The sequence below is a fragment of the uncultured Eudoraea sp. genome (assembly GCF_947490415.1).
Lineage (GTDB): Bacteria > Bacteroidota > Bacteroidia > Flavobacteriales > Flavobacteriaceae > Eudoraea.
Window position 1 is genome coordinate 102,198 of the sequence record NZ_CANLGX010000007.1, and the last position, 23,025, is coordinate 125,222.

A 23,025-nucleotide genomic window follows, 5' to 3' on the forward strand; every position below is an offset into this window, starting at 1 on the left:
TAACTATTCTCAAAGGGTTTTAAGAAATTTAAGACTTTGAGGTACCTGTTCTACAACCCTGGAACACTCATCTTCAATAAACATATATTTCACAAAACCAAGCTCTTTGGATCGCTTCACTATTCCAGCAATATCTACCTGTCCTGTGCCCAGTACTACGTTGGTCTCAACATCTTCATGCCCTGTATTGTTGCCTTTTACTCCATGCTCCATGTCTTTAAGGTGTAGCAATACAACCTTATCAGGATAGCGATTCAAAAGTGCAAGTGGATCTCCTCCTCCATGATGTACCCAATACACATCCATCTCAAAAGCAAAATGATTGGCATTTTTTGCCATATAGTCAAATAGAGTGCCATCCTCATATGGCCTGAATTCATAACCATGAGCGTGATATGCCAGAGTAATCCCCTCTTCTTTTAGTCGTTTCCCTGCTTTATTAAAAACCTCGGTAGCTTCTTTAGTTTTGGCAATATCAAAGGTATTTCCATCATGTGGAATCCATGCGCACATTACATATTTGGCACCAAATGTTTTAGCATTTTGAACGACCTTCTCAATATCATTCTGCAGGTCCTCATAACCGGCACCCACACTAACCATATCCAGATTATTATCCTTGAGTAATTTTTTATACTCGTCCATTGGAAGTCCATAACTACCCCCACCTTCTATTTTAGTAATTCCCCATTCATTAACCAGTTTAAGGGTTCCCTGAACATCAGTTTTAAACTGATTTCTTAAGCTGTACAACTGTAACCCTACTTCCTGAGCAACAATCTGATAAGTACTAAACTGACAACATAAAATTGCCACGCTCAGAATTAAAATATTATTTTTTTTCATCATGTTATTAAATTTTATTTACGTCAATAAATTTCCATTATCATCCCATTCCGCAATTACGCCTCGCTTACTTTGATCCACACATTTAGCGAGCCATTCCTCATCATAAGCTAACCCATGCTGTTGCAGTACATCTTCAGGCACACCATCCCAAACGTTCGGCATATTCCCTTTATAGCCCAGCTCTTCAATACCAATTTTAGAGGTATAATATCCGGTAAGTGTTAGGTTTCGCATTAATGAGAAAAATTGTATTTCCAGTGGTTGCTCATCCATGGGAATTTTGGAATCATAAAAAGCGATTAGATCCAGTATTTGTTTTTGTTGCTCTTCAGTAATCGACTTAAATTCCGCACCAAAATCAGTATTACTTTTATGATCGAGCCACATTAGGCCTCCGCGTAAATCTGTCTGTAATTTAGGAACGTCTTTAGCCATAAATTCAATGAATTCTGGAACTCCGGCGTCTGTAGCCCCACCAAATTTATCATTCGGGGGCATTATCAGATTACTCAGTATCGCAATGGTACCCAATTCATGCTCATTAAAAAATTGTTCAGAATTTAATTTCTCAATAAGCTCTTTCTCTTCCGGTGTCCTCCCAAAGTGATTTTCACCTGATTTAACTGCTGCAATTTCCTCAGTACTTGCTGCTTCAGGTTTACAACCATGAACAACCAGACCGCCGGCAACGGTTCCAAGTAAGATTGATTTAATACTCTTCCTTCTATCCATTTTTTAGATATTTTGCTGTTTTAATTGTTCTACAATGTAGTCTGATGCGCGCCAGGACAAGGCCAGAATGGTCCAGGTGCAGTTTTTATCTCCCTGCGAAACAAACGGACCAGCATCAGTTATAAAAACATTATTGACATCATGTAACTGTTGAAATTTATTTACCACCGACTTTTTTGGGTCATCGCCCATTCTCGTGGTTCCTACCTCATGGATTATTCTACCAGGAGCTAAAAGGCCATAATCCTCTTCTTTTGACGGTGTATCACCCAGAACTTCTCCTCCCATATTGTGGATAAGTTCTTCAAATGTGGACTGCATATGCCTGGCCTGATTTCTTTCAAAATCTGACCAATTATAATTGAAACGAAGTACCGGAATTCCGAATTGATCGACGGTAGTCGGATCTATTTCACAATAGTTATCCTCTCTTGCAACCGCCTCTCCACGTCCTCCAAAACCCAGGACAGAGCCGTAATATTTTTTTACGTCCTTGCGTAAACTTTCGCCGTAACCTCCCGTGGGTAGGTTAAAAAATTTATTAAACTCATTTGGGTTAAATCCAAAGCCATAATTAGGCATCCGCATTCCACCCCAGACCTCAATATGATAACCCCGGGGGAAATCTAAATTCTTATTATCAAGCCACCAGGGTGTATAAACATGCATACCGCCTACCCCATCTTCATTGTATACTTTCCGATTCATCAGACCCGGGATAAATCCGGCCCGGCTGCTTCCCGTAGAGTCATGAAGATACTTCCCAACAACATTACTGCTGTTTCCAAGCCCATTGGGATGCTGTTTGCTTTTTGAATTCAGGAGAATTCGCGCCGAACTGCACGCAGAAGCTGCAAGTACTACAACTTTTGCCTTTAGCTGGTACTCTTTGCGATCGTCCTTATTAATATATGAGACCCCTGTTGCTTTTCCCTCTTCATTCGTTGTTACTTCCCGTACAACAGAATTCACATAGAGGTCGACCTGACCTCCACTTTTCTGAGCAGGAAAAATTAAACAGGAACCTGCAGAAAAATCAGCATATACCTGGCAGGAACGAGAACACTGGCCGCAGTAAAAACATACCCCTCGATCGTTGTTTATTTTTTTCGTAAGCATAGACATTCTGGAAGGAATAACCGGAATATTGGATTTACGCGCACCTTTAATATACATAAGCTCATGCAGTCTCGGTTTTGGTGGTGGCAGAAAAAATCCATCCGGATCATTAGGAAGTCCTTCATTGGTGCCGAAGACCCCAATAAGTTTGTCTACCTTATCGTAATATGGTTTTACATCTTCATAACCAATTGGCCAATTGTCACCAAGGCCATCTATATCTTTATGCTTAAAATCTTTTGGTCCAAAACGCAGTGAAATTCTTCCCCAGTGGTTGGTTCTTCCCCCAAGCATATGCGACCTGTACCAATCGAATTTCGTGCCTTCTTTTCGCGTGTAAGGTTCGCCTTCTATTTCCCAGCCACCGTACGCCATATCAAATTCACCAAAATCTCTGGTAGTATTTGCGCCTCTTCGCGGTGATTCGTAAGGCCATTTTAACTGGGTCATTTGCTCCGGATCTGCAGGATCAAAAAAAGGTCCTGCTTCAACAACAGCAATTTTTAGACCAGCGTCTGCCAGGACTTTGGCTGACATGCCTCCACCGGCACCTGAACCAACTATTATTGCATCATACATAGTTGGTGATTCTTTTATTTGCATAGGCTTTATTTAATTAATTACGGTCTTTATTATCAGTTAATAGCAAGCATAAATTACATTATTTATTTGAAATATTTTGCAGTCCGTCCAGTTTGGTAGAAATGTACAAGAAATTGACAATTTAGTGTAAGCCTATTGCCATAAAATACCCTCTAAACGTATTAACTACTTCTATGAAATTATAATACTCTTCGAATACCGGAAAAATCCTGCCTGTATTGAGTAGGCGTACTGCCTTTGCTTTTTCTAAAAACCCGGTTAAAATTTGCAATACTATTAAAACCGCACATAAAGGCTATTTCGGATATGCTCAAATCTCTTTCAATTAACCATTTGGAAGCATAACCTATACGAATATCATTTACATATTCTACAAATGTCTTACCGGTTCGCTTCTTAATAAATCTATTAAATGAAACACTACTCATATTCATTATATCTGCAACTTCCTGAAGGGTCATTTTTGCCGAATAATTATCCTGAACATAATCATATAATGTTTTGAGTTTTTTATTGTGCTCAAAGTCTTCCAGCAGAATTGTGGTCGTAGACAGCAACCGTTGATTTCTTGAAGTCGCCAGGTCATATAAAATTGAAAATAGTTCCATAAAGTAATCGATTCCACCCAGTTTTGATACTTTCAGTATTCTCGGAGCCATATTACGAGTTACTTCTTCGGAAAAAAGAATTCCATGAGCCGACCTATCAAACAAGTCTTTTAAGGGTTTCATAATTCTACGGCCAAGAAAAGCGGAATTGAGTAGATCATTGTGAAATTGAATCGTTATTTCATGTATATTTTTTTTTGTACACTCATGTTGTTCCCAGCCATGAAAAAGATTAGAGCCAACCAATACTAATTCTAGATTGTCAATTTCTTCAATGCTGTCGCCTACAATTCTGCGGATTCCTTTTCCATTGGAGATAAAGTTCAGTTCTAATTCCGGATGGAAGTGCACTGGATAATCAAAAAAATCCTTCACTCTGTCGAAAACTAGAAAACTGTCTTCATTAGAAAGAGGTGTGATCTCACGATGAATTTTTTTTAATAATTCCATTATTCAATGCTAGATCTGTCGTTATAATTCATTGATATGATAAAATAATACCAAAACAATATTAACAAATATTTTAGATTTGAACCAGAATTTAGCAAATGAAGGGTGTATATTTTAATGAATATTTAAAAAAGCACACTAATTTTTACTAATTCCAACTTATTTGATTAATCTTTAATTTTTTAAGTTAAAACAAAGTATGCTGCAGGGAATAGATATTGCAATAATCCTATTATATCTTTTAGCTACAGTGCTTATTGGTCTTATACTCCGCAAAAGGGCACAAAGAAGCAAAGATGATTATTTACTTGGCGGCAAATCCCTGCCCTGGTATATGCTCGGTCTTTCCAATGCCTCAGGGATGTTTGATATTTCCGGGACCATGTGGCTGGTTACCTTAACCTTTGTATACGGTTTAAAAAGTATTTGGATACCCTGGCTTTGGCCTGTTTTTAATCAGATATTTTTAATGATCTACCTAAGCGCCTGGTTAAGGCGTTCCAATGTCACAACCGGGGCTGAATGGATTTTGTTCAGATTTGGTGAAGGCAGGGGCGGCAAATTATCACATACCGTTGTTGTGGCTTTTGCCATTATTAGTTGCCTTGGCTTTTTGGCCTATGGATTTATTGGCCTGGGGAAGTTTGTTGAAATATTTATTCCCTGGGAAATAGTCAGCGGTTATATTCCTTTTGATGTCCCGCTGGAATATGTCCCCCATTTCTATGGCACTGTTTTTACCTTGTTCGCTGTATTTTATTCGGTGCTTGGCGGTATGTCCGGTATTGTATGGGCAGACCTTTTACAATTTACAATAATGACCATTTCCTCATTTGCCATAGCTTTCATAGCCTGGCAGGCAATGGGCTCAAATACCCTGAACGTTCCAGAAGGTTGGATGGATCCCTTTTTTGGATGGACTCTGGATATTGATTGGACTGGTCTTATTGCAGAAGTTAACGACAAAATTGCTTCAGACGGCTATACATTATTTGGATTGTTCTTTATGTTGGTTGTCTTCAAAGGTATTCTGGCCAGTATCGCCGGTCCTGCACCAAATTATGATATGCAGAAAATACTATCTACCAAATCACCAAAAGAAGCTGCAAAAATGAGTGGATTCGTGTCGATTGTTCTTATGCCTACCAGGTATCTTATGATAGGTGGTTTTGCAGTATTGGGTATCCTATTTTATGATCAGTTGGATCTACAACGTGCCGGAATTATTGATTTTGAAAATATTCTTCCCTCGGCCATAAGTAAATTTGTGCCTGTTGGTTTAATGGGTCTTTTACTGGCTGGCTTATTGGCTGCATTTATGTCCACTTTTGCAGGAACCTTAAACGCGGCTCAGGCCTATATTGTAAATGATGTTTACTTAAGATATAAAAAAGATGCAAAACCAAAAGAGGTGAAATGGATGAACTATGGCAGTGGTATCCTGGTTGTCATAGTGAGTATTGCTTTGGGGTTTTTCGTCGAGGATGTGAATTCTGTTTTACAATGGATAGTTTCTGCCCTATGGGGAGGTTATGTAGTTTCTAATACTTTAAAATGGCACTGGTGGCGATTTAACGGCTACGGTTATTTTTGGGGAATGGTATCGGGCCTGATACCTGCAATTATTTTTCCACTGGTCTTTAAAGAAACGCTGGAACTTTATCTTTTCCCCCTGTTTCTTATAATTACCACCCTTGGCTGTATAATTGGAACTTATATGGGGCCGCCTACCAATGAAGCCACTCTAATTAATTTTTATAAAAAGACAAGGCCCTGGGGTTTTTGGAAACCCATACAAGAAAAAGTTAGTGCTCAGTATCCGGATTTTGTAAAAAACAAAATGTTCAAAATGGACATGTTTAATATTTTTATTGGTACCGCAGCTCAGACACTTTTGGTAATTATGCCTATATATTTAATCCTAAGAGAATATACGTCCTTATGGATATCGCTTGCGATTTTTGCTGTTTGCGGTTTTCTCCTTAAAAAATTCTGGTGGGATAAGTTAGACCAACAAATGTAACGTGATGGAAACAGGCAGGCTAAAAAACCAAAAACGGATTTGGAATTATGAGCAGCTTATGAGAAATCATCAGCAACTTATAAATATGCCTAATGATGCAATTCCGGAAAATAATGGGATAATCACCAGATATGAGTATCCGGTGATTACTGCTGAACATATACCAATAAACTGGCGGTACGATTTAAATGCAGCGTCTAATCCATATGGCTTAGAACGTATAGGTGTTAATGCAGCATTTAATGCGGGGGCAATTAAATGGAATGATAAATATACACTTGTGGTAAGAGTTGAAGGCAGCGATAGGAAATCTTATTTTGCCTTTGCAGATAGCCCGGATGGAATAAATAAATTTAAATTCTGGGAAAAGCCTTTACTGCTTCCACAATTAAATGACCCTGATATTAATGTCTATGATATGCGGTTGATTGCTCATGAAGATGGATTTGTTTATGGTATTTTTTGTGCTGAAAGAAAAAATCCGGATGCGCCACACGGGGACACTTCTTCTGCAATCGCAAACGCAGGCATCATCAGATCAAGGGATCTTAAAAACTGGGAGCGCTTACCCGACTTAATTTCGGGATCCAACCAGCAAAGGAATGTGACTTTGCACCCGGAATTTGTTCAAGGTAAATACGCCCTGTACACAAGACCACAGGATGGATTTATTGAAACTGGATCCGGAGGAGGTATTGGGCTGGGATTTATAGATGACATGACCCACCCCGAGGTTGTTGACGAGATAATTATAAACCAAAAAGCCTATCATACTATATATGAATTGAAAAACGGGTTGGGACCTTCACCAATTAAAACGAAAGAAGGGTGGCTTCACCTGGCACATGGAGTACGCAATACGGCCGCAGGTTTAAGATATGTATTATATCTTTTTATGACAGATCTGCGGGATATATCTAAAGTCATTTATCAGCCCGGGGGTTATTTTATGGCTCCGAATACTAAAGAGATTGTAGGAGATGTGGGAAATGTTCTTTTTTCTAATGGTTGGATAGCAGATAATGACGGAACCGTTTTTATCTATTATGCGTCTTCAGACACCAGAACCCATGTAGCCACCACGTCGATAAATATTTTGGTCGACTATTGCAAAAACACGCCCACAGATAGGTTATCAACCAATGAATCTGTAAAAAGCATATTAAACTTAATTGAAATGAATGAAATACAGCATTAAAAATAGTTTCCCCAACCTGCGCTTGGTTTTTTTGAATTAGCGCGGCGTTTCCCGTTTCTGACTGGCAAATCATAGGGGAACGATTGCAATTGTGATGCCCTTCTTAGTAAGGTAGTATCAGTAGCGTAGTAAGCAATGCCTTTTGGTTAACCCCAAAAGGTATTGTTTTATTAAAAAAAATAGTAGTAGTTTACAAGAATTGATAAAAAACAACAAAATGTTAAATTTATTTATATAACAAATTCCTAATATTTCATTATTTGACAACTAATTGACAAAATATTGTCACCGTTTATTATATTATTCGCATAATTTTATTAATATTATCAAAAATTTATGGTTTATTTTAACATTTACCGCAAACGTTTTCGCTTTAAGTGTTATTTAAAATCATGAAAATCAATTAATTAAAGCTAACTAAACAACAAACGATTATGATTCTAAAAAGTGATTATCACTCGTTAAAATCTTGTGCTGGCAAAATCAGCAGGTCCAGTATCAAGGTTTTTTCATTACTTATGGGGCTTGTTTGTTCGTTTGCTCTTGCAGCACCGACAACAAGTCTCGAAACAGTAACGACGATTGAAGCATTTCAATCCACCATCACAGGAACTATTACAGATGCAAGCGGGGTTCCGCTTCCTGGAGCGAATGTGGTAATTAAAGGCACTTCAACTGGTGCCGCGGCTGATTTTGATGGAAATTATTCCATCCAGGCCAGTCCCGGAGATGTCCTGGTGTTTTCTTACACCGGTTACAATTCGGCAGAATTGACAGTGGGTAGCTCCAGTGTTATAAATGCAACTCTTGAAGAAGGGCTTGCATTAGACGAAGTTGTAGTAACAGGGTATACCACTGAGTCAAAAAGGGAAACCACAGCAGCGGTATCCATTGTTAGTGCCGAGGAGCTGGCAGCAATTCCTTCCGGTAACGTGGAACAACAATTAGCTGGTAGGGTTGCCGGTGTTACAGTAATCACTAATGGCCAGCCAGGAACTCAAAGTCAGGTGCGGGTTCGTGGATATGGTGGTTTTGGTGGTAACCAACCACTTTATATAGTAGATGGGGTACCTATTCAAAATATTGATTTCTTAAGCCCGGACGATATTGCTACGACCACAGTGCTTAAAGACGCTGCTGCGGCATCCATTTATGGGGCAAGAGCAGCAAACGGTGTAATTGTTTATACAACAAAACAAGGATCACGCGGAGATCGAAAAACCAACATTTCAATTAATATTCAAAGTGGTATTACCGATCCCAATGTAGCAGGATCTCCAAAAATGCTGAACCCTCAGGATATGGCCAATTATACGCATATTGGCTATCGAAATAATGCTGCGGCTAACGGAACTGAACCACAGTATACACATCCGCAATACGGTTCTAATGCAACACCAACTTTTCCTGATTATCTGCATGCAGATGGGCAGAATGGTGTTTCTGCCAGCGATATAAATTTAGCTCAGATTCAGGCAAATTATGAAGCAGATCCCGAAAATGTCTTTTTAATCAGGCCAAACCTTGCAGGAACAGACTGGTATAGAGAAATTACCAGGGTTGCACCGGCTACAAGGATTAGCGTTGGTTTTGATGGAGGTAACGAGAATGGTCGCTTCTATGTAGGATTAAATATGCAGTCTATAGATGGTATTCTTTTGTCGAACAGCCAGGACAGGTATACTGCCCGTTTTAATTCAGAATTTGATCTGGCACCCTGGTTAAGTATTGGTGAAAATCTGCAGATTACATATCAATCAATTGTAGGCCAAACCGGTGGTAACGGGGGACAAGGTATTGCGAATGATGAATCTGAAATTCTTTCAGCCTATCGTATGCCAACGATTATCCCGGTATTTGATGAATTTGGCAGCTATGCCAGTACAAGGGCCGCAGGTTTTAATAACCCGCGTAACCCGGTGAGAAGATTAAAACAAGACAGAGGTGATGATAAGGCCTTTTCAACAAGTGCCATTGGTAATTTTTATGCACTGATCAAACCTTTTGAGGGCTTTACTTTTAGAAGTAGTATAGGTGGGTTCTATTATAATTTTAACAATCTAGATTACAATTACAGGTATTTGGGAGATTCTGAACCACAGGCTAGTTATAGTTTTAGTGAAGGTTCAGAATATGGCTTCTCATGGACATTTACGAACACCATTACCTATGAGAAATTAATTGCTGACAAACACAAATTAAAAGTTTTAGTAGGTCAGGAAGCAATTGAAGGGACAAATACCCCGGTAGCCGCGCCTCAGGGAAGAAGAATTCAAGGTTCCGGTATCAACCCGTTCTCTACAGATTTAGATTTTGTAACGCTCTCTGCAGTACAGAGCCCGGTAGTTCAAAGTTTTATAAGAAAAGGTGTTAATTTTAGTTCTTTATTTGGCCAGTTGCAGTACAACTATGACGAAAGATATTATGTTTCTGGGGTTGTTCGGCGAGACGGTTCTTCCGTATTCGGGGCTAACAACAGATATGGTACCTTTCCTGCATTCTCAGGAGCCTGGAGGATTGTTGGTGAATCCTTTATGGATAACCAAAACTTTTTTCAGGATTTAAAAGTTCGAGTTGGCTGGGGACAAATGGGTAACTCCAACAACGTAGACCCTGCTAACCAGTTTTCTTTGGCAGCCTCGGCTTTGGATAATACTTTTTATCCCATACAAGGTCAAAGTAGTGGTGCCGATGAAGGTTTTGCTACCAGCCGTATAGGGAACCCGGATGCTAAATGGGAAACCAGTACTACTACCAACATAGGTTTTGATGCTACTATTATTGACAACCATTTAGATATTGAATTCGACTGGTGGAAACGCGATACCGAAGACCTATTATTCCGTGTACCATTAGCAGGTGTAACCGGCAACTTCGCCCAGGCACCAGCCAGAAATGTGGGTTCTATGCTTAACCGGGGAATTGACTTACGAGTAGTTTATAAAGGAAATTTCACAGAAGATTTTACATTTGAATTTGCGGTTAATAACACCTTCCTTAAAAATGAAGTGTTATCATTTGCACCAGGTATCGACTTTTTGGATGGAGATGGTTTTAGAGGAATATTTCCTACAAGGAACCAGATTGGAAAGCCATTATCTTCCTTTTTTGGTTATGATGTAATAGGTTACTTCGAAAGTGCGGCAGATGTTGCTTCTTCTCCTTCACAGGACGGAGCAGGTGTAGGTAGATTTAAATATAGGGATGTTGACGGAGATGGTGCAATTACCCCGGAAGACAGAACCTATCTTGGTGATCCTATAGCGAATTACAGCGGTGGGGCAACTATAGATTTGAAATATAAGGATTTAAGAATGGAGATGTTCTGGAACTGGTCTACTGGCTTGGAGGTTTTTAATCAATCCAAATGGTTTAGAGATTTCTTTGGTACTTTTGAAGGCTCTGCTAAAGGTGTCGCTGCATTTAAATCATGGACTCCTGAATTAGGTAACAACGCTGCTGCTCCTATCTGGGAAAGTGCATCTAACCTAAGTACCAGTGGAGCTTCTAATTCCTGGTATGTAGAAGATGGTAGTTATGCAAGACTTCAAAGACTTGCTTTCACCTACTCTTTTAGTCAACTGGTTGATAATTCCAATGTACTTAGCAAATTTGAAGTAGGACTTTCTGCCAATAATATCTGGACCATAACGGGTTATAGCGGATTAGACCCGGTTGTTGGTGGAGATGCTGATGTTAGATTTGGTATTGATGTAGGTAACTACCCCGTAACACCATCTTATTTGATAAATGTTAATATTGGACTCTAAGACCTTGATTATGAATAATTATGATAAAATTTTAATTATATTTGAAAAAAAAAGTTATGATGACAATTAAAAAGATTAAACAATTCGGAGTTTTCGTCATGTGCGCCCTCGTATTGGGTGTCTCATGTAGCGATGAATTTTTAGAAGTACCGCCTGCAGGTTCATTGGGTGATGCTCAGTTGGGAACCGCAGATGGTATTGAAGCCCTTCTTATTGGGACGTATTCTGCATTGAATGGCGTATTTGGAAATCGATTTGAAGGACCCAACCATTGGGTTACCGGTTCAATTATGGGTGGAGAAGCCAATAAAGGAACGGATGCAGGGGATTATTCGACTATCAACCCCATTCAGCGTTATGAAACAGATCCTACCAGTGGGGATTTGAATAACCTTTGGCGTGGACGTTATGAAGGTATTGCAAGGGCTAACAGAGTGCTTGCTACTGTTGCTGCCAACCCGGACGCTCTAATAGCGTCTGATCGTGACAGGGTAACGGGTGAGGCACGGATGTTGCGTGGTCATTTTTACTTTGATCTCCAGAAGCATTTCGGTAACATCCCGGTTTTTGATGAAACTCTTCCCGCAGAGGAAGTAATTCTGGTTCCTAATTCAGGGACTGCCTGGGCTCAAATAGAAGCTGATTTCCAGTATGCGTATGATAATTTACCTGAGACTACAGATGCCGGTCGGGTAAATAAATGGGCGGCTGCAGCTTATATGGGCAAAGCCAAATTATTTCAGGGGAAGTTTTCAGAAGCTATAACCTGGTTTGATGATGTTATTGCTAATGGAGTTACTTCCAATGGTTTAAAGTATGCGTTATTAGATGATTACGCGCAAATTTACAATGCGGAAAATGACAACCATGCAGAATCTGTAATGGATGTTGAATCTGCTAATAATACGGGAAGTGTTCAAAATGCAAATGCTTTTGATGATTTAAACTACCCATACAACACAGGTCCTGATGGTCCTGGTAACTGCTGTGGATTCTTTCAGCCAAGTTTATCTTTAGCCAATTCCTTTAGAACACAAGCAAACGGTCTGCCGTTGTTAGATGAGTCTTATAATGATCCGGCCAACGCAGTTCAAAATGCATTCTTTCACGTAATTGTGGATGGAAATGATGAAGCTACTTTTGTACCTGATTCAGGTCCGTTAGATCCAAGAATAGATCATTCTATCGGGAGAAAATCGATCCCTTATTTAGATTGGATACCTCATCCTGGTTCTGCCTGGATTAGAAGTTTCCCGTATGCGGGTCCTTACTCTCCTAAGAAATATATCTATTACAAATCACAGGAGAATACTTTTACAGATGGTAGCTCATGGACACGTGGTTATGCCACCATGAATTATACCATTATACGTTATGCTGATGTATTGCTGATGGCTGCTGAAGCTGAAGTTGAAGCAGGATCACTTACAAAGGCATTAGATTATGTAAACCAGGTACGCCGTAGAGCTGCTCTTTCTGAGCATTGGGTTAAAAATGAGGATGGTACAGATGCCGCAAACTACAATATCTCTGAATACGTAGCTGCTGACTTTGCTACTCAGGATGCTGCAAGAACTGCAGTTCGTTTTGAAAGAAAGCTTGAGCTTTCAGGAGAAGGTCACCGTTTCTTTGACTTAGTACGTTGGGGAATAGCTGCTGAAACATTAAATGAGTATTTAGCTTATGAAGGACAATTCCTTGTTACCAAATTTGGTGGCGCAAGCTTCACTGCCGGTAAAAGTGAATTATATCCTATTCCACAAGCGCAAAGAGATATTCAAGGCTCTGATATTTTATCTCAGAATCCAGGGTATTAATACACTTGTGCATATAATTTTTAAAAGGCCGCTGAAAAGCGGCCTTTTTATTTGTTCATGTGCCAGGGTTCTCGCATTTTTGTATGTTGATTTAAAATACATATCCAATGAAAGCGAAAATTGTATTACTGGCAATTGGCTTATTATCAATGCTGGTTACCAGCTGTGATAATCCAGAAAAAAATACTGTTCTTTTCCAAAGAGTTACTCCCCAAAATTCAGGCCTGGATTTTACCAATGCATTGACCGAAAATGATTCCATTAATATTCTTGATAATGAATTTGTCTACAATGGCTCCGGTGTGGCACTGGGAGACCTGGATGGTGATGGACTAGACGATATTTTCCTCACAGGGAATCAGGTAGATAATAGCTTGTTCCTCAATAAAGGACAATTAAAATTTATTGATGTCTCCACAGCGGCTGGCATAAATAAACCAGATTCTCTGCTATGGTCTTCAGGAGTATCTATTATAGATATTAACCTTGATGGGAAACAGGATATTTACATTTGTAACACTTTTTACAAAAACCAGGACAGAAGAAGGAACCTCCTGTACATCAACCAGGGTAATAATGAGAGTGGTACTCCCCTATTTAAAGAAATGGCGAAGGATTACGGTATTGCAGACACTACCTATTCTTCCCATGCACAATTTTTTGACTACGACAACGATGGAGACCTGGATCTTTTTATTGGCGTGAACAGGATTGAAGGAATAAACCCAAGCCAGTTTAGTCCGTTAGAGGACGATGGTACCTCCCTTAGCCGCGACAGGCTCTATAAAAATGAGTGGAATGATACTATGGATCACCCTATATTTAAAGACGTATCAGAAGAGGCCGGAATTCGCTTTCACGGATACAGCCATAGTACGCTAATTCACGATTTTAATGAAGATGGATGGATGGACATCTATGTGGCGAATGATTTCCTGAGTAATGATCTGATTTATATCAATAATCAGGATGGTACCTACACCAACAGGGCCGGGGATATATTTAAGCATTTTAGCCTTTCTTCCATGGGTAGCGATATTGCTGATGTAAACAATAACGGGCATATGGATATTTTTACCTCAGAGATGCAGCCTTACTACAACAAGCGAAAGAAGTTATTCCAGGGGCCCAGCAGTTATCAGAAAGAAATTTTTACCAAAAAGTATAATTACGCATCCCAGTATACCAGAAACACACTGCAACTAAATCTTGGTATGAATCCGGAAACAGGGCTTCCTGTATTTGGAGACACAGGTATGTTTGCCGGGATCCAGGAAACGGATTGGAGTTGGGCACCTCTTTTTGCCGATTACGACAATGACGGCTGGCAGGATCTTTTTATTACCAATGGATTTCCAAAAGATGTAACCGACAGGGATTTCGGGGATTTCCGTATCACGGCAAGCAGACTGGTCAGCAAAGAAAAATTGATAGCTGCCATTCCTGAGATAAAAATTCCAAATTTCATGTTCCGAAATAAAGGAGACTTGAATTTTGAGGATGTTACCGATTCCTGGGGGCTTAATTTTGGCACCTACTCCAATGGAGCGGCCTATGGAGATCTTGATAATGACGGGGATTTGGATTTAGTAATCAATAATATAAATGATCCTGTACTCCTAATGGAAAACAGGCTTTCTCAAATAAATCCGGAAAGTCATTACTTAAGGATTAAATTAAAAGGTTCCGATAAAAACCCTGCTGCCTACGGGAGTGTGGTAGAAATTTATTCTGATGGCATGAGTCAGAAGCAATCCTTGCTTTCCGGACGAGGGTATCTCTCCAAACCTGAAAGTGTATTTCATTTTGGACTTGGTACTAAATCCTCCGTAGATTCCATAAAAATTATCTGGCCCGGTGGAGGTATTCAGAAGTTACAGACTCAGGACTCAGACAGAGTTCTCAATATTTCTTTTGATTCGCTATTGTTGGAACCCGCTTTGGAAAAGGATTCCTTGTTTATTCCTATGCTGAAAGAAGTAGCAGAAAAGTATAATCTGGTACATGAAAGTAAGGATCATGACTTTATTGATTTTAATTTTCAGCGTACGCTACCACATAAGTTCTCTCAATATGGCCCTGCTCTTGCTGTGGGTGACGTAAATAATGACGGCCTGGATGACATGTTCCTGAGTGCCAGCAGGAAATTCGCCGAGTCCTGGTTTATACAGCAAAAGGATGGGAGCTTTATTCAGGAGGAAGTTAATTACAAACAGGGTAAAGAATTGGAAGAAGAAGATGCCGGTACCCTGCTCTTTGATGCAGATGGTGATCAGGATTTGGATTTATATATAGCCCGCGGGTGCGCTCAGTATCCTCCGGGGGATATATTATATAAAGATATTCTGTTGTTAAATGATGGAAATGGCAGGTTTTCTGTATCTGTTGAAGGTATCCCTGATATGAGGAGTAATTCATCCACTGTAAGGGCTTCGGATTATGACAGGGACGGAGACCTCGACCTTTTTATAGGAAGCAGGGTACTTCCCATGGCATATCCAAAAGCAGACCGTTCCTATATTCTCCGGAATGAAAGTGCAAATGGCAATGTTCGTTTTATTGATGTAACTGAGGAAGTCTCTCCGGAATTGCAATATCCGGGACTAATTAGCGATGCCTTATGGACCGATTTTAACGGGGATTACTGGCCTGATCTTATTTTAGCCGGGGAATGGATGCCTATTCGTTTCTTTGAAAACAAGAATGGATCACTACACGAAGTAACGGATTCCAGTGGTATTCAGGATAATTTCGGCTGGTGGAACAGTCTGGCAGCTGCAGATCTGGATAATGACGGAGATACAGACTATGTAGCCGGCAATTTTGGGAAGAATATTAATTTTAAAGCCGATAAGGAGATGCCTGTACGCTTATATGCAAAGGATCTGGATGATAATGGAATGATAGACCCATTTATCTCGTATTACCTGAGAGATAGCGTAGGGACCAAGAAGGAATACCTTTATCATCCCTGGCAGGATGTTGTAAAGCAGTTTGTGGGAATTCGAAAAAGATTTAACTCCTTTGGTGAATTTGGTGAAGCCACTTTGCCGGAAGTTTTTCCTGATGGCCTTCTGGATGATGCAATGAAACTCACGTTTAACTATATGCAGACGTCATGGATTGAAAATCTGGGAGATGGCAGGTTTAAGAGTCATCCGCTGCCTATTGAAGCTCAACTTGCCCCTGTTTACGGCATTCTCATAACCGATTTTAATAATGATAACTTCATGGATATTGCATTGGTAGGGAACGATTTTGGCATGGAAGTACAACAAGGCCCTGCTGACGCTTTTGTGGGTGTTGTGCTAAAGAATAAAGGAGAAGGAAGTTTTGAAGCCGTACCTCTGGAGGAGAGTCATTTCCTCGTCCCTGGTGATGCAAAAAGCCTTGTAAGAGTGAGTATTGCAAATGAAAAATCTATACTGGTCGCTTCTCAAAACAATGATTTCCTAAAAGTTTACGAAACAACTATAAATCCAACGCCTCAGTTAGTTCCACTAAAAGCTAATGAAGTTAAGTGCACATTATATTTCGGGAATAATAGCAGTCAGATCCAGGAATATTATTGGGGTTCCTCCTTTCAATCCCAATCCAGCAGGTATATTGAAGTGAATCCAAACGTAAACCAAATCAAGTTTTTTGATAATCACGGCAAAGAAACCAGAACGCTAGATTTTTAGTGTTCTTGTTGGTGTTTAAAATCTCCAAAACGGTATTTAACTGTTCGCTTTAAGGGAATATTCATGCCATTGGTTTCTTCAAGCCAATCATATATGGCAGATGACATAGATTTCGCTATTTCCTGTTTGTCCGGATCTGCGATTAAATTGTACATCTCCTCAGGATCGTTCTGTAAATCATAAAGTTCATTTCTATCCCATATCCCCTGATACTTCATGTACTTATATTGATCTGTTCGCATGCCAAACACAGTTGGCGTCATGGGAAAATCATACTCCCAGTAATATTCATAAAATATTTCTTTACGGGAAGCCATCTCTGTATTTCCGGTTAGAATAGGAATAAAGGAAACCCCGGGCATATTTTCTGGCTGTTTAACCCCTGCTTCAGCCAGAACTGTGGGTCCTATATCTATATTTTGAACCATTTGCTGTGGAACCTTACCCCCTTCAAATAATTCCGGACAACGCACCAGCAAAGGAACTTTAACAGACTCTTCGTAAAAATGCCTTTTATCGATCAGGCCGTGCTCACCCCAACTAAAACCATTATCCCCCATGTAAATAATCAGTGTAGACTCATCCAGTCCTTCCTTCTTTAAATACTCCATTACGCTACCAATACTTTCATCAACTCCAAGGAGGGTTTCACAGTAATCCACAACCATTTCATATAAGTCACGGTTAGAATGGTACATATAATCTACCCCATGCCAGCTGATTCGCTGGTCAGCAACCCATTGTGGCCATTTTAAATCCCGGTACTTGCCTGTTTTGGTCTGTTCATAGGTAGCAGGGAGTTTTATCTTTTTACCTTTATAAATACCTTTATGTCTTTTAGCAGGTTGAAATCCTGCGTGCACTGCTTTATGTGAGAGATATAGAAAGAATGGCTTATTCTTATCCCTTTTATCCATCCAATCTACCGCGTGTTCCGTTAATAGATCGGTGATATATGTAGAATCTTTATAGGCCACTCTCTCCCCGTTAATATTTAAAGTAGGATTATAATAGACCCCTTGTCCGGGAAAACTTTCCCAATGTGTAAAACCGGGTTGTGGCTCATCACCATGGTCACCCATATGCCATTTTCCAAAAAAGCCTGTTTGATATCCGGCTTTCTGTAAATACTCCGGAAAATAAGTCAGGTTCCCGGGATCCGGAGCCTGGTTATCCACAATAGTATGGCTATGTGAGAATTGCCCGGTTAAAATAGATGCCCGGCTTGGAGAGCACAGGGAAGTAGTGACAAAAGTGTTGGGCAGGTAAGCGCCTTCCGCTGCCAGCTTATCCATATTAGGGGTTTGCAGCCAGGGAACTTTACCTGTAAACCCCATATAATCATACCTGTGATCATCGGTAAGAATAAAAATGACGTTTCGAGGTTTTGGTTTTTGTATTGTACTTGAGTCGTTTTCTATTTTTGTATTTGCAAAAGCGGTTTCCGTACTTCCCGTAAGGGCGCATACACCTAGTAAAGCGATAACAGTTTTAAGTATTCTCATAATTTGGTTATTTAGATTCTTGTTCCAGAAAGCCCAGAATATAAGTCAAAGGGGAATTCCAGTTTAAACATATTTCATTGCTTGCGTAACTATCCTCATGATCTACCCAACTTTTCATAGGGGCGACATTTTCAGGATAAATTACCCCGGCAGCAATATCCTGCTTGTCATCATTTGGCCCACCAGAGAGCAGTCCCGGTACCGGATCTACGATGCCGTCAGCGGCACTTTGCCTGTGATGTATTAACATAGGGGGATTATCTCCAAAACCCGTTACAAAACTATATCCTAAAGCATTGGTTCCCAGTATATAATCAGCAGCTTGCCTTACAGCTGTTAGATATTCGGGTTTATTTTCCAGCCTGTAGGCCTGAGCAATAATCATCGCTGTATTCAGTACGTCGCTATTCGAACCCCATTGAAAATCATCAACACACTGAAAATAATCATTTGTTTTTGTTCTTTCAGTCAGGGCATCCGCGGTATTTAAAATTCCTTCTTTTAATTCATCATAGAGTTCCTCAGGAACGAGTGATTTGTTTTCCAAAAGTGTAAATATCCCCATAAACCTCATAAATTTTGTCCAGCCATCACCAGGGCTGTAGTTAAAATCGATCTGTTCCTTATTCAGTTGTTCGAGGTAAGTGATATCAGAAGTAGATACATATAGTTGTGCGCCGGCCCAGAACAATTCATCATCAAAATTGGTGTCTCCATATTGACCTGTACTAACATCTTCAGGATTTACAAATGCCACCTGTGAATTCTCTATGGACCAATTGTAAGCCTTTTTAGCTGCCTCCAGGCATTTCCCGGCATATGCAGAATTATAAGGCATAAAAACACGGGCAGCTTGCGCGGCAGCGCCTGCAAAATCCAGACTGGCGGCGGTTCCTTTTCCCACAATATATCTTTGATTTGTTGCCTCATGAGGCATTACCATCCCTTCAAAATTTTTAGTGGTCAGTTTGTGAAACATCCCACCGTCTTCATCCTGCATAGTTAATACCCAATCCATTTCATATTTCAGTTCATCCAAATAATCACTAATGGCATTACCGCTTTCCGGAATGTTTAAATCTCCATCCGCAACACTATTTGGATATTGCTCCTCCAGCAAAAAGAATTGACCTAAGGGGAAAGAGGCATTTACTACATATTTATTGTAGTCTCCGGCATCATACCAGCCCTTAGGGGAATTTAATGTGCCTGTTTGTTTGCCGCTGGACGGATGATACAAAACAGAATCATCAGGATGCCCAAGGGCCCTATGCCATTGTGATGCATATTTTTTATCAAGGGCCATACCGGCTCTTTGAAAGTACAAACCCTTTATTGATCCCCGAAAAACAGGAAGTAAAACATGTTCTTTTATTTCAAAAGGAAAAGAAAATCCAACATCTTTAATATAAATATGATAAGATCCGGTCTCTGTAAATTCACTGAAATCGGCAATACGCACTACTTCTCCTGCCATTTCCCAGTCTAATGGCTCTGAGAGCGCTCCAGAAAAAACAGCATCTCCGGATTCGCTATCCACAATACTGAATTTTTCATTTTCTATTTCAGTAACAACCACCGCTTTTTTCACGGCATCAGGATAATAACCAATTTGGTTTAATCTAATTTCAGAGCTAAATGAATTGGTAATGGCAGGGACAGCTTCTTTACAACCCGCAGTAACTAAAAGAACCAAAGTTCCGTAAAGACAAAATAACCTACTCATAGTATTCAAATTTTATGATTATCCCCAGCTTGTTTCCACATAAATAATATTACGATAAATCTTCCGCTTCATCCAATTCATCAATAGGTTTTCCTCGCCACCAGGTTGCCAAACTGGAACCCGTTATATTCATCATGGGGCCAAACACTGCAGGTGCCAGACCCATGGTAGCAACCCTTCCCATTTCTAAGGCAATGCCTGATGCCAGGCCAGCGTTTTGCATGCCTACCTCGAATGCAACCGTACGTGCCGACTTCCTATCGAGACCAAACACTCTACTTCCCCAATATCCGAAGAAATAGCCAATTAAATTATGCAAAATTACGGCGACTATCAAAAGTAATCCAAGTGTTAGGAGGGAATCTCTGCCGGCAGCGGTTATAATTGTAATAATAATTGCAATTCCCGCCATGGAGACCACCGGCATTGCTTTATCGAGCCATTTAAATCTTCCATGGGCAAATCTATTAAACACGAGTCCGGCAATGATGGGTATAATAACTATTTTCACAATACTCCAAAGCATTCCTAAAAAGTCTATCGGCACCAGTTGATTCGCTAAAATCTTCATCAGCAAAGGCGTAAATAGGGGTGCCAGCAGGGTAGCTACGGCAGTCAAAGTAAGTGAAAGTGCCAGGTTTGCACCGGAAATATAGGCCATTACATTAGACGCCAGACCACTGGGAGAGCTACCTACCAAAATAATTCCGGCGGCAATTTCGGGGGGAAATCCAAATACAGTAGCTAATCCATAGCCTACGAAAGGCATAATGGTAAACTGACATAAAATACCCACTAAAACCCCCTTAGGCATTTTAACAACTCCTCTGAAATCCTGAAGACTCATCGCCGTCCCCATTCCGAACATGATTAGCATTAACAGAGGAACAATTAGTTTTTTAAGGTCGAAGCTTCCTGCTTTGGAAAAAAATTCGGGATAGAACATAGAAGCAGTTACTGCAGCAAATATTAATATGGTAAAAGAAAACCCTTTCAATGAATCAAAACTTCGTATCGCTAAAGCAAGTGATAGAAAAAAAAGTATCAAAACAGGGCCCAGCGTATTAAAATCATCCAAAATCAATAACACAAGTGCCAGTATTCCGGAACCAATGGCTAATCCTGATATTATTTTTCTATACATCTGCGTTATTCTTTGACTTCAATAAATATAGTATATTGAACACGGAACCCAAACGAAATTTCTAAAACTTAAAAGTAAAAGCATCGTAATGAGGAATTATTCTTTTTTACGCTTTTGATTCATAAACCATTCATACAATTCTTCGGTATTATAAGCCCGCACCCAAGCATTATGCCCTACCCCATCATATCTGGTAAATGTAACATCATAGCCCATGGCCTTAAGCTTTGCAACCATTTCCTCAGATTCGGAAATAGGTATTGATTGATCTTCAGTTCCATGAAAAACCCATATGGGCATATTTTTATTTATCCAGGCCGCATAGGGTACCGGGGTCATTCCGCATACTACCGCCAGAGCTGCAAATTTATCGGGGTATTGTACAGCAAGCTCCCAGGCAGCTCCCCCACCCCTGCTTAAACCGGTGAGATAAATTCTATCAATATCTACCCTGTTTGCTTCTATAATGGTGTCCAGTAATTGCATCACCGCCCGGGTATTCCACCATTTTTTTTTGTAGGGATTTTGAGGGGCCAATATTAAGAAAGGGAATTCTTTTCCTTCCGCTAAAAGTTTAGGTGGTCCATTGGTTTTGAGGTCATCCAGTGTGCCTCCTGCTTCTCCTCCCCCGTGTAAAAATAAAAGCAAGGGAAATTTTTCGTTTTTTTCCTCTTCATATTCCTTTGGATAATAGAGGTAATATTGCAAATTCTCAACTGACACGGTTTCTTTTTCATCAGCGATCAATGTGGACTGTGCAGAACAGGATTGAATAGAAAGTAGAGATAGTATAATTAAAGTATGTTTGATAAAAGTCGAGATTCTTTCCATTTTTAATAATGTTATTCAGTTCAAGGTTTCATTTCAAAAATATCCAAGCCATTAAATGGTAAATTAAACTCATATGAAATCCTTAATTTAGTTAAATTAATTTGTTTTGAAGCCTATAAAACTCAAGGCGTTCAACCTTTAGGATTTTTAATTATCTAAGAAAGTTTGAATTGTGTATGTAATCCCTTAAAAATTCAATAAAAAAGTTGCGTTCCAGGATATGAAGAATTACATTTGCATCCGCATTTTACAATGCACGTTCATTAAAGAATTACTGGAGAGGTGCCGGAGTGGTAACGGAGCAGATTGCTAATCTGTCGACGCGTAAGTGTCGCCTGGGTTCGAGTCCCAGTCTCTCCGCTTTCGCCAGCCTTTTTCCGCCAAGGGGCGGAACCGGCGGGCTTTAGCGGACATGTCCGCAAAAGTTCATTAAATTATTCCAGTTGTAATTCAAAACTGAAAATTACACCATTCGGGGTGTAGTCCCACAAATTGCTTTTATTCAAAAGCTCAAGAGGGATAAACTCCGCCGGGATATTGGGCTTGTTCTGTGAGCAGGAGGTCGTCACGCCAAGGCGTGACCACCCCAACTAGAGAAAATTATGTTTGTATATGTTCTCTTTAGTAAAACACGTTCTGGATATTATGTAGGTCAAACTGCAGATATTGATAAAAGATTGAAAAGACACAATGGAGGTTTAGTACCTTCAACCAAGGGAGGAATCCCCTGGGAGTTAGTTTTGCAAATACCAGTAACCGACAGATTAGCGGCTGTGCATCTGGAAAAACGGATTAAAAAACGTGGTGCAAAACGATTTATAGATGACCATTCGGGGTGTAGCGTAGCCCGGTTATCGCGCCTGCTTTGGGAGCAGGAGGTCGCAGGTTCGAATCCTGCCACCCCGACCAACAAAAGCCAGACATTCTTGTCTGGCTTTTTTGTTTGAATGAGCTCAAGGCGAAGCTT

Annotated in this window: 13 protein-coding genes, 2 tRNA genes and 1 pseudogene; 8 read left to right on the forward strand and 8 right to left on the reverse strand. The window is 40.0% G+C overall.

From position 1 onward, the window contains the following. Positions 1-9: 9 nt before the first annotated feature. From Q0874_RS16060 to Q0874_RS16075, 4 genes are all read right to left on the reverse strand, one after another. A complete protein-coding gene (locus Q0874_RS16060; RefSeq protein ID WP_299164535.1) occupies positions 10-849 on the reverse strand; it encodes a sugar phosphate isomerase/epimerase in 840 nt (279 codons plus the stop codon). A gap of 15 nt (positions 850-864) precedes the next feature. Then, a complete protein-coding gene (locus Q0874_RS16065; RefSeq protein WP_299164536.1) occupies positions 865-1,581 on the reverse strand; it encodes a gluconate 2-dehydrogenase subunit 3 family protein in 717 nt (238 codons plus the stop codon). Between the two features lie 3 nt (positions 1,582-1,584). Next, the gene (locus Q0874_RS16070) at positions 1,585-3,303 is read right to left on the reverse strand and encodes a GMC oxidoreductase (RefSeq protein ID WP_299164537.1); all 1,719 of its coding nucleotides are present in this window, start codon (positions 3,301-3,303) and stop codon (positions 1,585-1,587) included. 179 nt (positions 3,304-3,482) lie between these two features. Beyond that, positions 3,483-4,361, reverse strand: a complete 879-nt coding sequence (locus Q0874_RS16075; protein ID WP_299164538.1) for an AraC family transcriptional regulator — start codon at positions 4,359-4,361, stop codon at positions 3,483-3,485. A gap of 199 nt (positions 4,362-4,560) precedes the next feature. Between Q0874_RS16075 and Q0874_RS16080 the strand changes: the two genes are divergently transcribed. The 5 genes from Q0874_RS16080 to Q0874_RS16100 all read left to right on the forward strand — a co-directional run bounded on the left by Q0874_RS16080 (position 4,561) and on the right by Q0874_RS16100 (position 16,852). Continuing rightward, on the forward strand, positions 4,561-6,384 hold the full coding sequence (locus tag Q0874_RS16080; protein ID WP_299164539.1) for a sodium:solute symporter family protein: 1,824 nt from the start codon (positions 4,561-4,563) through the stop codon (positions 6,382-6,384). Positions 6,385-6,442: 58 nt separating this feature from the next. Beyond that, complete coding sequence (locus Q0874_RS16085; protein ID WP_299164552.1) at positions 6,443-7,582, forward strand: glycosidase; 1,140 nt, start codon at positions 6,443-6,445, stop codon at positions 7,580-7,582. A gap of 434 nt (positions 7,583-8,016) precedes the next feature. Further along, a complete protein-coding gene (locus Q0874_RS16090; protein WP_299164540.1) occupies positions 8,017-11,352 on the forward strand; it encodes a SusC/RagA family TonB-linked outer membrane protein in 3,336 nt (1,111 codons plus the stop codon). A 56-nt stretch (positions 11,353-11,408) separates the two neighbouring features. Further along, positions 11,409-13,169, forward strand: a complete 1,761-nt coding sequence (locus Q0874_RS16095; protein ID WP_299164541.1) for a RagB/SusD family nutrient uptake outer membrane protein — start codon at positions 11,409-11,411, stop codon at positions 13,167-13,169. 107 nt (positions 13,170-13,276) lie between these two features. Then, positions 13,277-16,852 carry a VCBS repeat-containing protein gene (locus tag Q0874_RS16100; protein ID WP_299164542.1) on the forward strand — a complete coding sequence of 1,192 codons (3,576 nt, stop codon included), beginning with the start codon at positions 13,277-13,279 and terminating at the stop codon, positions 16,850-16,852. Here the strand turns inward: Q0874_RS16100 and Q0874_RS16105 are convergent. From Q0874_RS16105 to Q0874_RS16120, 4 genes are all read right to left on the reverse strand, one after another. After that, positions 16,849-18,357, reverse strand: a complete 1,509-nt coding sequence (locus Q0874_RS16105) for a sulfatase (RefSeq protein WP_299164543.1) — start codon at positions 18,355-18,357, stop codon at positions 16,849-16,851. The two genes, Q0874_RS16100 and Q0874_RS16105, sit on opposite strands and share 4 nt — an antisense overlap. 7 nt (positions 18,358-18,364) lie before the next feature. Continuing rightward, positions 18,365-20,083, reverse strand: a complete 1,719-nt coding sequence (locus tag Q0874_RS16110; protein WP_299164544.1) for a glycoside hydrolase family 9 protein — start codon at positions 20,081-20,083, stop codon at positions 18,365-18,367. A gap of 49 nt (positions 20,084-20,132) precedes the next feature. Further along, positions 20,133-21,227 (reverse strand): bile acid:sodium symporter family protein, encoded by a 1,095-nt coding sequence (locus tag Q0874_RS16115; protein WP_299164545.1) that lies wholly within the window; start codon positions 21,225-21,227, stop codon positions 20,133-20,135. 96 nt (positions 21,228-21,323) lie between these two features. Then, positions 21,324-22,058: a PHB depolymerase family esterase gene (locus Q0874_RS16120; protein ID WP_299164546.1), complete on the reverse strand. Its 735-nt coding sequence runs from the start codon at positions 22,056-22,058 to the stop codon at positions 21,324-21,326. Positions 22,059-22,334: 276 nt separating this feature from the next. Here Q0874_RS16120 and Q0874_RS16125 point away from each other — a divergent pair. The 3 genes and pseudogenes from Q0874_RS16125 to Q0874_RS16135 all read left to right on the forward strand — a co-directional run bounded on the left by Q0874_RS16125 (position 22,335) and on the right by Q0874_RS16135 (position 22,967). Continuing rightward, positions 22,335-22,418: transfer RNA gene (locus tag Q0874_RS16125), tRNA-Ser, on the forward strand. Between the two features lie 242 nt (positions 22,419-22,660). After that, positions 22,661-22,852: pseudogene (locus Q0874_RS16130) on the forward strand (GIY-YIG nuclease family protein); the annotation flags it as partial. Between the two features lie 37 nt (positions 22,853-22,889). After that, positions 22,890-22,967: transfer RNA gene (locus Q0874_RS16135), tRNA-Pro, on the forward strand. The last annotated feature ends 58 nt before the right edge of the window (positions 22,968-23,025 follow it).